At 63.4% G+C, this 12,683-nt stretch carries 9 protein-coding genes; 1 reads left to right on the top strand and 8 read right to left on the bottom strand.

The window, feature by feature from the left end; genetic code table 11:
• Position 1 precedes the first annotated feature (1 nt).
• From hutC to hutI, 6 genes are all read right to left on the bottom strand, one after another.
• On the bottom strand, positions 2–715 hold the full coding sequence (hutC, locus tag AACY25_RS14970; protein WP_304871128.1) for a histidine utilization repressor: 714 nt from the start codon (positions 713–715) through the stop codon (positions 2–4).
• Positions 716–862: 147 nt separating this feature from the next.
• Positions 863–2,398, bottom strand: a complete 1,536-nt coding sequence (hutH, locus tag AACY25_RS14965) for a histidine ammonia-lyase (RefSeq protein ID WP_339525582.1) — start codon at positions 2,396–2,398, stop codon at positions 863–865.
• Positions 2,395–4,077 carry a urocanate hydratase gene (gene hutU, locus AACY25_RS14960; protein WP_339525580.1) on the bottom strand — a complete coding sequence of 561 codons (1,683 nt, stop codon included), beginning with the start codon at positions 4,075–4,077 and terminating at the stop codon, positions 2,395–2,397. Before hutU ends, hutH begins: the two co-directional genes overlap by 4 nt.
• A gap of 39 nt (positions 4,078–4,116) precedes the next feature.
• The gene (locus AACY25_RS14955) at positions 4,117–5,442 is read right to left on the bottom strand and encodes a YjiH family protein (RefSeq protein ID WP_339525578.1); all 1,326 of its coding nucleotides are present in this window, start codon (positions 5,440–5,442) and stop codon (positions 4,117–4,119) included.
• A 120-nt stretch (positions 5,443–5,562) separates the two neighbouring features.
• A complete protein-coding gene (gene hutG, locus AACY25_RS14950; RefSeq protein ID WP_339525576.1) occupies positions 5,563–6,504 on the bottom strand; it encodes a formimidoylglutamase in 942 nt (313 codons plus the stop codon).
• A complete protein-coding gene (gene hutI / locus AACY25_RS14945) occupies positions 6,494–7,729 on the bottom strand; it encodes an imidazolonepropionase (protein WP_339525575.1) in 1,236 nt (411 codons plus the stop codon). The genes hutG and hutI overlap by 11 nt, the downstream gene beginning before the upstream one ends.
• Before the next feature lie 270 nt (positions 7,730–7,999).
• Here hutI and AACY25_RS14940 point away from each other — a divergent pair, with 270 nt between their 5' ends.
• Positions 8,000–8,593, top strand: coding sequence for a HutD/Ves family protein (locus AACY25_RS14940; RefSeq protein WP_339525574.1), 594 nt, complete (start codon positions 8,000–8,002; stop codon positions 8,591–8,593).
• Positions 8,594–8,839: 246 nt separating this feature from the next.
• Here AACY25_RS14940 and AACY25_RS14935 read toward each other — a convergent pair whose 3' ends face one another.
• Positions 8,840–10,618: an acyl-CoA dehydrogenase C-terminal domain-containing protein gene (locus tag AACY25_RS14935; RefSeq protein WP_339525573.1), complete on the bottom strand. Its 1,779-nt coding sequence runs from the start codon at positions 10,616–10,618 to the stop codon at positions 8,840–8,842.
• Between the two features lie 182 nt (positions 10,619–10,800).
• On the bottom strand, positions 10,801–12,597 hold the full coding sequence (locus AACY25_RS14930) for an acyl-CoA dehydrogenase C-terminal domain-containing protein (protein WP_339525572.1): 1,797 nt from the start codon (positions 12,595–12,597) through the stop codon (positions 10,801–10,803).
• Positions 12,598–12,683 lie beyond the last annotated feature (86 nt).

The following is a 12,683-nucleotide window of genomic DNA, read 5'->3' as shown; positions in this document are numbered from 1 at the left end:
TTTAACGGCGTGGTTTGTGCGATGAGCGAAGCTTATAGCGATCGCCCGGATGGATCAGTCGGGCGTAGCTGATCAGATGCTCATCCGACCAGGTCCGGCGAATCACACTCAGGCACGGCGCGGCCACTTCGATAGCCAGCCAGTCGGCCACCTGCTGATCCACCAACACCGCCTCGACCACATGCTCGACATCGGAGATCGGGCAGCTGCTGACCAGCACCTCGTTGGGCGTCTGCCGGGAAAAATCACTGTCCAGGTAATGCGGCACCCAGCGCGGGTTGACGAAGCGGTCTTCCAGCTGGATCGGCACGCCATCCTCGCGGTGCACCAGAATGCTGTGAAACACCTCCGCGCCCAGACGCAGGCCAAGGCGCAGCGCCACCTCATCATCGGCCGCCAGCGCTTCACAGCGAATGATGTCGTTACTGTAGGCGTGCCCACGACCGCGCACTTCATTGGCAATATTCAGCACTTCATGCAGCGATGATTCGGCCTTGCGGTCGGTGACAAAGGTACCCAGGCCAGCCTGGCGCAGCAGATAGCCCTTCTGCACCAGATCGCGAATGGCCTTGTTGGCGGTCATCCGGCTGACTCCGAAATCCCGCGCCAGCTGCTCTTCCGGCGGAATCTGATGATTGACCGGGTAAGCGCCGCTATGGATGCGCTCCAGCAGAAACGCTTCAATCGCTTTGTAGCGCGGGGTTGTACTGCTCACAGCGGCTCCTTGGGGTGTCCCGATGCGCGGATAATAACGCGTCAACAAGCCGCAACGTAGGGTGGGCAACGCTTTGCTTGCCCACCGTTGCAACACGCTAAGCCCAGTGGGCAAGCCTCGTGTTGTCCACCCTACCCACGGGCCCGACTACGTTAGTGACGGCAGCATCCCGGTCGGCAACAGTGGGGTCAGCACGCGCTCGGCGAGCAGGGCATTGGCTGCCTCGATATCCGGGGCGAAGAAGCGGTCTTCAACGTAGTACGGCACCTGCGCGCGCAGCGCCTGACGCGCCTGTTCCAGCAGCGGCGAGCTTTTCAGCCCTTCGCGAAAATCCAGGCCCTGGCACGCGCCCAGCCATTCGATGGCCAGTACGCCACGGGTATTGGCGGCCATTTCCCACAGGCGTTTGCCAGCAGCAGGGGCCATGGACACGTGGTCTTCCTGGTTGGCCGAGGTCGGCAGGCTGTCGACGCTGTGCGGATGAGCCAGCGCCTTGTTCTCGCTGGCCAATGCGGCAGCGGTAACCTGGGCGATCATAAAGCCGGAGTTGACCCCGCCATTGGCCACCAGAAACGGCGGCAGTTGCGACATATGCTTGTCCATCATCAGCGAGGTGCGCCGCTCGCTCAGGGCGCCGATCTCGGCGATGGCCAGGGCCAGGTTGTCGGCGGCCATGGCCACGGGTTCGGCGTGGAAGTTGCCACCGGAAATCACATCGCCCTCGGCGGCGAACACCAGTGGGTTATCCGATACCGCATTGGCTTCCACCGCCAACACCTCGGCGGCCTGGCGCAGCTGGGTCAGGCAGGCGCCCATAACCTGGGGCTGGCAGCGCAGCGAATAGGGGTCCTGCACCTTGTCGCAAGCCTCATGAGAGCGGCCGACTTCACTGCTGTCGCCGAGCAGATGGCGATAGACAGTTGCGGCATCAATCTGCCCACGCTGGCCGCGGGCGGCGTGGATGCGCGCATCGAAAGGTGCCCGCGAGCCCAGCGCCGCCTCGACGGTCAGGCCGCCGCAGACGGTCGCCGCGGCGAACAGATCCTCGGCCTCGAACAGACCGCGCAGCGCATAGGCGGTGGACACCTGGGTGCCGTTGAGCAAAGCCAGACCTTCCTTGGCCGCCAGGGTCATGGGTTCGAGGCCGGCAATCGCCAGGGCTTCGCTCGCCGGCAGCCACTGGCCTTTATGGCGCGCCTGACTTTCGCCGAGCAGCACCAGCGACATATGCGCCAGGGGCGCCAGGTCGCCGGATGCACCCACTGAGCCTTTCAATGGAATGTGCGGATAGACCTCGGCGTTGATCAAGGCGATCAGCGCCTCGATAACTTTCAGGCGGATGCCCGAGAAACCACGCGCCAAGCTGTTGACCTTGAGCAGCATGATCAGCCGCACCATGGCGTCTTCCAGCGGCTCGCCGATGCCGGCAGCATGCGACAGCACCAGCGAGCGCTGGAGTTTTTCCAGGTCCTCGTTGGCGATGCGGGTCGAGGCCAACAGACCGAAACCGGTGTTGATGCCGTAAGCGGTACGGCCTTCGGCAATGATGCCGTTGACGCAGGCAACACTGGCTTCGATGGCCGGATAGGCCGACTCTGCCAACGTCAGATGCAGCGGTGCCTGGAAGGCGGCGCGCAGCTGGGCCAGGGTCAGTTGGCCAGGGGTGAGGGTGTACAGGCTCATGCTTGGGTTCCTTGGGTCGCGGCGATCATCGGCAGGTCGAGACCCTGCTCTTCGGCGCAGTCGATGGCAATTTCATAACCGGCATCGGCGTGGCGCATCACTCCGGTGCCCGGATCGTTGCGCAGCACGCGGCCGAGTCGGGCGCGGGCTTCCGGCGTGCCGTCGGCCACTATGACCACCCCGGAATGCTGCGAATAGCCCATACCGACGCCGCCACCGTGGTGCAGCGACACCCAGGTCGCGCCGCCTGCGGTATTGAGCAGCGCGTTGAGCAGCGGCCAGTCGGAGACGGCATCGGAGCCGTCCTGCATGGCCTCGGTCTCACGGTTGGGGCTGGCTACCGAACCCGAGTCGAGGTGGTCGCGACCGATAACGATCGGCGCTTTCAGCTCGCCACTGGCGACCATGTCGTTGAAGGCCTGAGCCAGGCGCGCGCGGTCCTTCAGACCGACCCAGCAGATCCGCGCGGGCAGGCCCTGGAAGCTGATGCGCTCGCGGGCCATGTCCAGCCAGTTGTGCAGGTGAGCGTCGTCCGGGATCAGCTCCTTGACCTTGGCGTCGGTCTTGTAGATGTCCTCGGGGTCGCCGGACAGCGCCACCCAGCGGAACGGGCCGATGCCTTGGCAGAACAGCGGACGGATATAAGCAGGGACGAAACCAGGGAAATCGAAGGCGTTATCGACGCCCTCCTGCAGGGCCATCTGGCGGATATTGTTGCCGTAATCGAAGGTCGGCACGCCCATCTGCTGGAAGGCCAGCATGGCGCGCACATGCACGGCCATGGACTGCTTGGCGGCCTTGACCACCACGGCCTCCTCGGTTTTGCCGCGGGCCACGTATTCGTCCCAGCTCCAGCCGGCCGGCAGGTAGCCGTGGCGCGGGTCGTGGGCGCTGGTCTGGTCGGTGACCATGTCCGGGCGCACGCCACGCTTGACCAGCTCCGGGAGGATCTCCGCTGCGTTGCCGCAAAGGGCGATGGACACTGCCTTGCCTTCGCTGCAGTAGTTGTCGATACGCGCCAGGGCGTCATCGAGATCGCTGGCCTGCTCGTCGACATAACGGGTCTTCAGGCGGAAATCGATACGGCTCTGCTGACACTCGATATTCAGCGAGCAGGCGCCGGCCAGGGTCGCTGCCAGTGGCTGCGCGCCGCCCATGCCGCCCAGGCCTGCGGTGAGTACCCAGCGGCCCTTGAGGTTGCCGCCGTAGTGCTGGCGACCGGCTTCGACGAAGGTTTCATAGGTGCCCTGGACGATGCCCTGACTGCCAATATAGATCCAGCTGCCAGCGGTCATCTGGCCGTACATGGCCAGCCCCTTGGCATCCAGTTCGTTGAAGTGCTCCCAGGTGGCCCAGTGCGGCACCAGGTTGGAGTTGGCCAGCAGCACGCGCGGCGCGTCTTTGTGCGTCTCGAACACGCCAACCGGCTTGCCGGATTGAATCAGCAGAGTCTGGTTGTCTTCCAAGCGGGTCAGCACTTCGACGATCTTGTCGTAGCACTCCCAGTTGCGCGCGGCGCGGCCGATGCCGCCATACACCACCAGCTCCTTGGGGTTCTCGGCCACTTCCGGGTCGAGGTTGTTCATCAGCATGCGCAGCGGCGCTTCGGTCAGCCAGCTCTTGGCGGTCAGCGTGGTGCCACGGGCGGCGCGGATTTCGGTGTCACGGAAAAGGCTCATAGCAAGCTCCTTATCAACAAATCGTCAGGTGCGGGCGGCTTACAGCCAGCCCATGTAGAGCGCCAGGTAGCCCAGCGGAATGCTGAACAATAGGCTTAAGAACGTGCGCTGCAGCCAGACCAGCAACAGGTCGCGCAGACGCAGGGGAATACGGGTGGCCAGCACACAGGGAATCGAGGCAGAGAGAAACAGCACGCTGCTCACCGAAACGATGGCGGTGACGAACTTGACCAGCACGTCGGCGTCTTTCAGCAACATGGCCGGCAGGAACATCTCCGCCAGACCTGAGGAAATGGCGCGGGCCACCTGCATCGGCTCATTCAGGCCAAACAGCCAGGTCAGCGGGTAGAACAGCACGCCGAGGGCATCGAACAGCGGCGTGTATTTGGCGGCGAGCAAGCCGAGCAGGCCGACAGCAAGAATGCTCGGCAGGATCGCGGCGGTCATGCGCAGGCCATCGACAAAGGTCTCGCGCAACGCGCTAAGCAGCGAAGGCGCACTGGCAGCCTGGCTGAGCCCGGCACGCCAGGCGCTGCCGATACGGCTTTCGCCCGCTTGCAGCTGCGGCTCGGGACGGCTTTCAGTAGGTAAACGTGACAGCGGGTAGATACGTGCGCTGACCGCAGTGACGCTGAAGGTCACCAGCATCGCGCTCCAGAAATACAGGTTCCAGATTTCCATCAGGCCAAGGGTCTTGGCGATGATCACCATAAAAGGCGCGGATACCGTGGAGAAGCCGGTGGCGATAATCGCCGCCTCGCGCACGCTGTAATAGCCCTGCTGGTACATGCGGTCGGTGATCAGCAGGCCCACCGAGTAGCTGCCGACGAACGAGGCCACGGCATCAATTGCCGACTTGCCCGGCGTGCGCCAGATCGGCCGCATCACTGGCTGCATCAGCACGCCGACCAGCTCGAGCAGACCGAAGCCGATCAGAAACACCAGGGCCAGCGCACCCAGCGGCACGATCAGCGCCAGGCTGAGCACCAGCTTGTCGAACAGAAACGGCAGCATGCCCGGCTGGTACAGCGCTTCAGGCCCGACACGCAGCAGATAGGCTACGCCGATCAGCAGACCGAACACCTTGAGCACGCTGAACACGGTACGGGTCAGGTCGCCGCGCCAGCTGCCGCTGAGCCAGGGCTGCAGCGCGCCGTAGAGCATAAACAGCATGGCAATAGTGATCACCAGCGGCCGTGCATGGGTTTGCAGAGCCGTGGCGGCATGGTCGAGGAGGATGGTTGAACGGCCGCCGATTTCGAAGGGTACGAAAAACAGCAGCAGGCCGATCAGGCTATAACCGAGCAACCGGGCCAGGGCGCGACCCTTGGACACGCTGGCGAGCGCCGTAAGTTGTTCAGACATGACGGCTCTCCGCGCGCAACAAACCGGGTGCCGGGCTGCCGCCGTGGCGGTGCTGGGTGAAGGGTGTCATCTGTGCATTCCTCTGTATTTATTGTTGTCAGGGAAGTGGCCAAGTAGCGCTTAGCCGGTCAGGGTCAACAGGTGGATCAGCCGCGCCGCGACCTTGGCGGTGCGGCTGTCGATATCGTGTTCGGGGTTGAGTTCGGCCAGATCCATCAGGCGCAACTTGCCGCTGTCGCGCACGGTTTCCAGCAGCGGTTCAAGCAGCGCCAGCGGCACGCCACGCGCTGCCGGGGCGCTGACGCCCGGGGCCTCGCAGGCTGGCAGCACGTCGATATCGATGGTCAGGTAGATGGCGTCGCAGCCGGCGATAAAGGTCGACAGTTCGGCGCTGATGGCCGCCAGGCTGGCCTCGCGAATCTCGCGATCCTCGCGTACCAGCACCTCCAGTTCGGCGGCACGCTGGAACAAGGCGCGGGTGTTGCTGGCGCGGCTAACACCCAGGCAGGCATAGGCGAACGGCCAGCCGCGTGCGGCGCACTGCTCGGCAATCTGCGCGAAAGGCGTGCCGGAGGAGCGGGCGTGAGCCGGGTCGCGCAGATCAAAATGCGCGTCGAAATTGATAATGCCTATGCGAGGCGCAGCAGCACCGTCCATATGCTCGGCGATGCCCTGCCAGCTGCCGAAAGCCACCTCATGGCCGCCGCCTAGAACGATGGGCAGATGCCCAGCATCCAGCAGCGCGCAGACGTTGTGAGCGAGGCGCGCCTGAGCGCTTTCCAGATCGCCATCGGCGCATAGCACATCACCGGCGTCATAGGCCGCGCCTTGGCGATGCCAGGCCAGGTTGGCCAACGCCTTGCGCATCGCCAGCGGACCATTTACCGCGCCAACGCGGCCATGATTGCGGCGCACGCCTTCGTCGCTGGCGAAACCGAGCAGGGCGACGCCAGGCTGGCTGTCCGCGCTCAGTTCCTGAATGCGCTGATGCCAGCGCGGGCTGTCGGCTTCCGGGTCGACACGGCCCTGCCAGAGGTCCATGGAGTTGCGATCAGCGTGCATGGGTGTTGACCTCTTTGCTGTAGCTAATGGCGCCGTTGAAGATGCGCTGACGCAGCCGGCCCGGCTGGACCGCATAGGCCAGCTCGGCAGGTTGCTGCACATCCCACAGGCACAGATCGGCGGGGGCCCCAACCTCGATCCGCCCGAGATCTGGGCGGCCGAGGGCGCGTGCGGCATGGGCGGTCATACCGGCCAGGGCTTCGCGCGGGGTCAAACGGAACAGGGTGCAGGCCTGGTTAAGGCACAGGGTCGGGAAGCAGATCGGCGAGGTGCCGGGGTTAGCATCGCTGGCCAGGGCCATTGGCACACCGTACTGGCGCAGCAACTCGATGGGCGGCAGCTGGGTTTCGCGCAGGGTATAAAAAGCCCCTGGCAACAGGGTGGCCACGGTGCCGGCGGCGGCCATGGCCTGCACCCCGGCCTCGTCGAGAAACTCGATATGGTCAGCCGAGAGGCCCCGATAACGTGCGGTCAGGGCACTGCCGCCCTGATTGGACAATTGCTCAGCGTGCATCTTGATCGGTAGGCCATGGCGCTGCGCCGCCTGGAACACCAATTCGCACTGCGCTGGCGTGAAGCCGATGTTTTCGCAGAACACGTCCACCGCATCGGCCAGGCCTTCGGCAACGGCCGCCGGGATCATCTCGTTGCACACCAGGGCGATATAGCCGTCGCTGTCGTCGGCGAATTCCGGCGGCAAGGCATGGGCACCAAGCAAGGTGGTGGTGATGCGCAGCGGCAGCAGCTCGCCCAGGCGGCGGGCGACGCGCAGCATCTTCAATTCATCAGCGGTGCTCAGGCCGTAGCCGGATTTGATTTCCAGGGTGGTCACACCGTCGTCCAGCAGCGCCTGCAAGCGCGGCAGGCTCTGCGCCAGCAGTTCGTCCTCGCTGGCAGCACGGGTGGCACGCACGGTACTGAGAATGCCGCCGCCGGCCTTGGCGATCTCGGCGTAGCTGGCACCCTCAAGGCGCTGCTCGAATTCACCGGCGCGGTTGCCGGCGTACACCAGATGCGTGTGGCAATCCACCAGCCCCGGAGTCATCACCCCGCCACGCCCGGCTTCGACCGCGCCTTCAGCCATAGCGTCAGGAAACGCGCCGGTAGGCCACAGCCCCGCGACCTTGCCATCCGCCACCAGCACGTTGATCGGCTCGGCCAGCGTGGTCAGGCCATCAAAGATGCAGAGCTCGCGCCAAAGCAGACGCGGGGCGGACGGGGACATGGGACTCTCCTTGAGCTAACTTGTATATACAATAGAATTCGACCATGCAGTCGTCAACCCCGTTGGTCACCGAAAAATCAGTGCTGCGCTACACCCGTCATATGTCCGCGCTAAGGCACAACCAAAGAAATCACCGAGATAGAAGGCGCATGCTGTTCAACAGCAACGCCCAGCGGCAGACGAACGGCAGCGCTCGACTGGCCCAGCCTCTGTGCAGCCGCAAAACGTTAATGTATATACATATACAAATAGCCTGTATGAGCAACCGCCGTGAGCATCCGTATTATCGACAGCAACACCGCCCGCCAACTGCCGTGGAAGAATGGCAAGGGTGTAACCCTGGAACTGGCCATCGCACCGCCTGACGCGGATCTAAGCAACTTTGAGTGGCGTATCAGCAGCGCGCGGGTGGAGAGCGCCGGCCCCTTCTCTCATTACCCCGGCATCGACCGCAGCCTGGGCCTGCTCAGCGGCGCGGGCCTGCGCCTGAATCTGCCCGAGCAAATCAGCCTTGAGCTGGACAGTCACACCCCGGTGGTGGCCTTTCCCGGCGAGCTGGATGTGCAGGCCGAACTGCTTGATTGCCCGGTGCAGGACTTCAATCTGATGAGCCGTCGCAGCCGCTGGCAACAACGCCTGCACTACCAAGAGCTGCAGGGCCAGCAGTGGCTCGACAGCAGTGCCGTGCTGTTTATCTACTGCTGCAGCGGCGCAGGCCTGACGTGCGCCAGCGCCGACACCGCGCCCATCAGCCTGAACGCCGGGCAAGGTTTGCTACTGGAAGACGAAGCCGGCCCCTGGCGGCTGACCAGCCAAAGCCGCAGCGGCCTCTACCTGGCACGACTGGAGCCCAATGATGCGTAGGGTGGGTTAGGCGCGAACTGGGGGTCGGCAAACAACGCCAATCCCCTGCGCGCCGTAACCCACCATGACGGTCTGCCGATAAACCGCAATGGTGGGTTACGCGGCGCCCAGTTTGCGTGGCGCAAACCATGTCTCCCAGTGCCGCTAACCCACCCTACATACTGGGGTTAGCGCCAGATAAATCCGGGGCCCTTAAACGCAAAAGCCCCGGCACTGGGCCGGGGCTTTGCTTTACAACAAACGCCGTTAGAACTGTGCGGCGTCGAGCAGATACAGACTCTCGCTACCGGCTTTGACCGAAGCAGTCAGCGAGTGGATACGCGGCAGCAGACGGGCGAAGAAGAAACGCGCGGTACCCAGCTTGCTTACGTAGAACTCGTCCTGATCCTGCTTGGCCAGTGCGGTGCGTGCCATCAGGGCCCACATGTAGGCGTAGGCGGTGTAGCCGAACACCTGCAGGTACTCGACCGAGGCGGCGCCGACTTCGTTCGGGTTGGCCTTGGCGCGTTCCAACAGATCAGCGGTCATCAGCTCCAGATTGGCGATGGCCTCTTTCAGCGGATTAACGAACTCAGCCAGCGAAGCGTCGGCGGAATCGGTGAAGGCTTTGATCTCTTCGGCGAAGTGCTTGTAGAACGCACCGCCGCTGCCGACCACTTTACGGCCGACCAGATCGAGCGCCTGGATACCGTTGGTGCCTTCGTAGATCTGAGTGATGCGGCAGTCGCGGATCAGCTGCTCCTGGCCCCACTCACGGATATAACCGTGGCCACCGAAAATCTGCTGGCCGTGGGTGGTGGTTTCCAGCGCCATATCGGTGAGGAAGGCTTTGGCTACCGGCGTCAGCAAAGCCACCAGCTCTTCCGCGCGCTTGCGGGTAGCGGCGTCTTCGCTGTACTTGGCGGTGTCGAGCTGCATGGCCACGTAGCTGGAGAAGGCACGGCCGCCTTCGTTCAGCGCTTTCATGGTCAGCAGCATGCGACGCACGTCCGGGTGCACGATGATCGGATCGGCAGCTTTGTCTTTAGCCACCGGGCCAGTCGGCGCGCGGCTCTGGATACGGTCGCGGGCGTATTCCACGGCGTTCTGGTAGCTGCGCTCGCCTAGGGACAGACCCTGGATACCAACGCCCAGACGCTCGTAGTTCATCATGGTGAACATGGCGGCGAGGCCCTTGTTCGGCGCATCGACGATCCAGCCGGTGGCACCGTCGAAGTTCATCACGCAAGTGGCCGAGGCCTTGATGCCCATCTTGTGTTCGATCGAGCCGCAGGACAGGCTGTTCTGCTCGCCCAGGGAACCGTCGGCGCCCACCATAAACTTCGGCACCAGGAACAGCGAGATGCCTTTCGGGCCCGCCGGGGCGTCCGGCAGCTTGGCCAGTACCAAGTGAATGATGTTCTCGGTCAGGTCGTGCTCACCGCCGGTGATAAAGATCTTGGTACCGGACACCTTGAAGCTGCCATCGGCCTGCGGCTCGGCCTTGGTGCGGATAATGCCCAGGTCGGTGCCGGCGTGCGGCTCGGTCAGGCACATGGAACCCGCCCACTGACCCGAATACATGTTCGGCAGGTATTTCTCTTTCAACTCTTCGCTGGCGTGGGCGTTGATCGACAGGCAGGCACCGGCGGTCAGCATCGGGTACAGGCCGAACGACAGGTTGGCCGAGTTGACCATTTCCTCGACCTGGGCCGAGATAGCCTTGGGCATGCCCATGCCGCCGAATACCGGATCACCACCGACGCCAACCCAGCCGCCTTCGGCGTAAGTTTTGTAGGCATCCGGGAAGCCGGCTGGGGTTTTCACCGCGCCATTGCTCCAGGAGCAGCCTTCTTCGTCGCCGCTGCGGTTCAGCGGGGCGATCACGCCGCCGGTAACCTTGCCGGCTTCTTCGAGAATCGCCGCCGCAGTGTCTTCATCGACCACTTCAGCCAGGGCCGGTAACTGGGCCCACAGCTTGGAAACTTCAAACACTTCATTGAGCACGAAGCGCATATCGCGCAGGGGAGCTTTGTAGTCAGCCATGGGGTAATTCCTCGGACGAGCAGCAGCTGTAAAGATGTTCATGGAGTCTAACCGAACAACTTTTTAGACACATAGCGTCGCGTAGTGACCAATCGGTCACCACCCGTTTGTTAGGCCAACCACCATCCGTATAACGACAAAGCCCGCCGGGTGGCGGGCTTTGCGTGGATTACAACCGCCTGTCAGAGAGCGAAGTGTTCCGCCGGCAAACGCATCAGGCACTCGCTGCCCGCCTCGGCACCGGCCAGGTGGGTAGCGGTACGCGGCAACAGGCGTTTGAAGTAGAACTCGCAGGTCGCCAGCTTGGCCTGGTAGAACGCAGCCTCGCCCTCGCCCGCCGTTAGTTTTTCCTGAGCCACCAGCGCCATGCGTAGCCAGAAGTAAGCCAGGGTGATGTAGCCGGAGTACATCAGATAATCCACCGAGGCGGCGCCGACTTCGTCCGGGTTCTTTATCGCCGCCATGCCGATCTTCTGGGTCAGCGTGCCCCACTGCTGGTTGAGCGTCGCCAGCTGGGCGACATAGCCCTTGAGCTGCGGATGCTCGGCCTGGGCTTCGCAGAACTTGTGGACGATCTTGGTAAAGCCGCGCAGCAGCTTGCCCTGGCTGCCGAGCACCTTGCGCCCGAGCAGGTCGAGGGCCTGGATACCGTTGGTGCCTTCATAGATAGGCGCGATGCGGCAATCGCGGACCAGCTGCTCCATGCCCCATTCGCGGATAAAGCCATGACCGCCGAATACCTGCATGCCGTGGTTGGTCACCTCCAGGCCGGTCTCGGTCATAAAGGCTTTGCAGATCGGCGTGAGGAAGGCCAACAGGTTCTCCGCCTCTTCACGCTGCTCGGCGCTGTTGCCGCGATGCGCCTGATCGATCAGCTGCGCGGTGAAGTAGGCCAGCGCGCGGTTGCCTTCGTTGAACGCCTTCATGGTCAACAACATGCGCCGCACATCAGGGTGCACGATGATCGGATCGGCGGCTTTATCCGGGGCTTTCGGCCCGGTCAGCGCGCGCATCTGCAGGCGCTCAGTGGCGTACTTGATCGCACCCTGGAAACTGGTTTCACCCAGACACAAACCCTGCATGCCGGTGCCCAGGCGTGCATGGTTCATCATGGTGAACATGCAGTTGAGGCCCTTGTTGGCTTCGCCGATCAGGTAGCCGGTGGCGCTGTCGAAGTTGATCACGCAGGTGGCCGAAGCCTTGATGCCCATCTTGTGTTCGATCGAGCCGCAGCTGACGCCATTGCGCTCGCCTGCCTGACCTTCAGCGTTGGGCAGGAACTTGGGCACGATAAACAGCGAGATACCCTTGGTGCCAGCCGGCGCGTCGGGCAGCTTGGCCAGCACCAGGTGCACGATGTTCTCGCTCATATCGTGCTCGCCGGCGGAGATAAAGATCTTGCTGCCACTAACTGCATAGCTGCCGTCAGCCTGGGGCACGGCGCGGGTCTTGATCAGGCCCAGGTCGGTGCCGCAGTGGGCTTCGGTCAGGCACATGGTGCCGGTCCAGCTGCCTTCGGTGAGTTTGCTCAGGTAGGTCTGCTTCTGCGCTTCGGTGCCGTGGGCGTGGATCGCCGACATCGCGCCGTGGGTCAGGCCGGGGTACATGCCCCAGGAGGTGTTGCTGGCGCCAACCATTTCGCCGATCAGCAAACCGAGGGAATGCGGCAGGCCCTGACCGCCGTAGGCCGGGTCAGCCGCCAGGCCATTCCAGCCGCCCTCAACGTACTGGGCAAAGGCTTCCTTGAAGCCCTTGGGCGTGGTCACCACACCGTCGTTGATCTGGCATTCCTCTTCATCGCCAGAGCGATTCAGCGGGGCCAGCACCTGCTCGCAGAACTTCGCGCCCTCGGCAAGGATCGCGCTGACCATATCCGGGGTGGCGTCGCTGGCACCCATCGCGGCGTAGTCGGCATGAAAGTCGAAGACCTCGTCGATCAGAAAGTGCATATCGCGCAGCGGGGCTTTGTACTCGGGCATGCTGGCTTCTCCGTCAGCTAGAGCGTGGATTAGTGCTCTACGCTACGGCCCATAATGCGCCGCAACAATCACAGTGCGGATGCTGA

The organism is Pseudomonas sp. EA_35y_Pfl2_R111 (genome assembly GCF_963970955.1).
Taxonomy (GTDB): Bacteria; Pseudomonadota; Gammaproteobacteria; order Pseudomonadales; family Pseudomonadaceae; genus Aquipseudomonas.
Note: the sequence above shows the minus strand (reverse complement) of the source record. Positions and strands in the feature narration are given on the sequence as shown.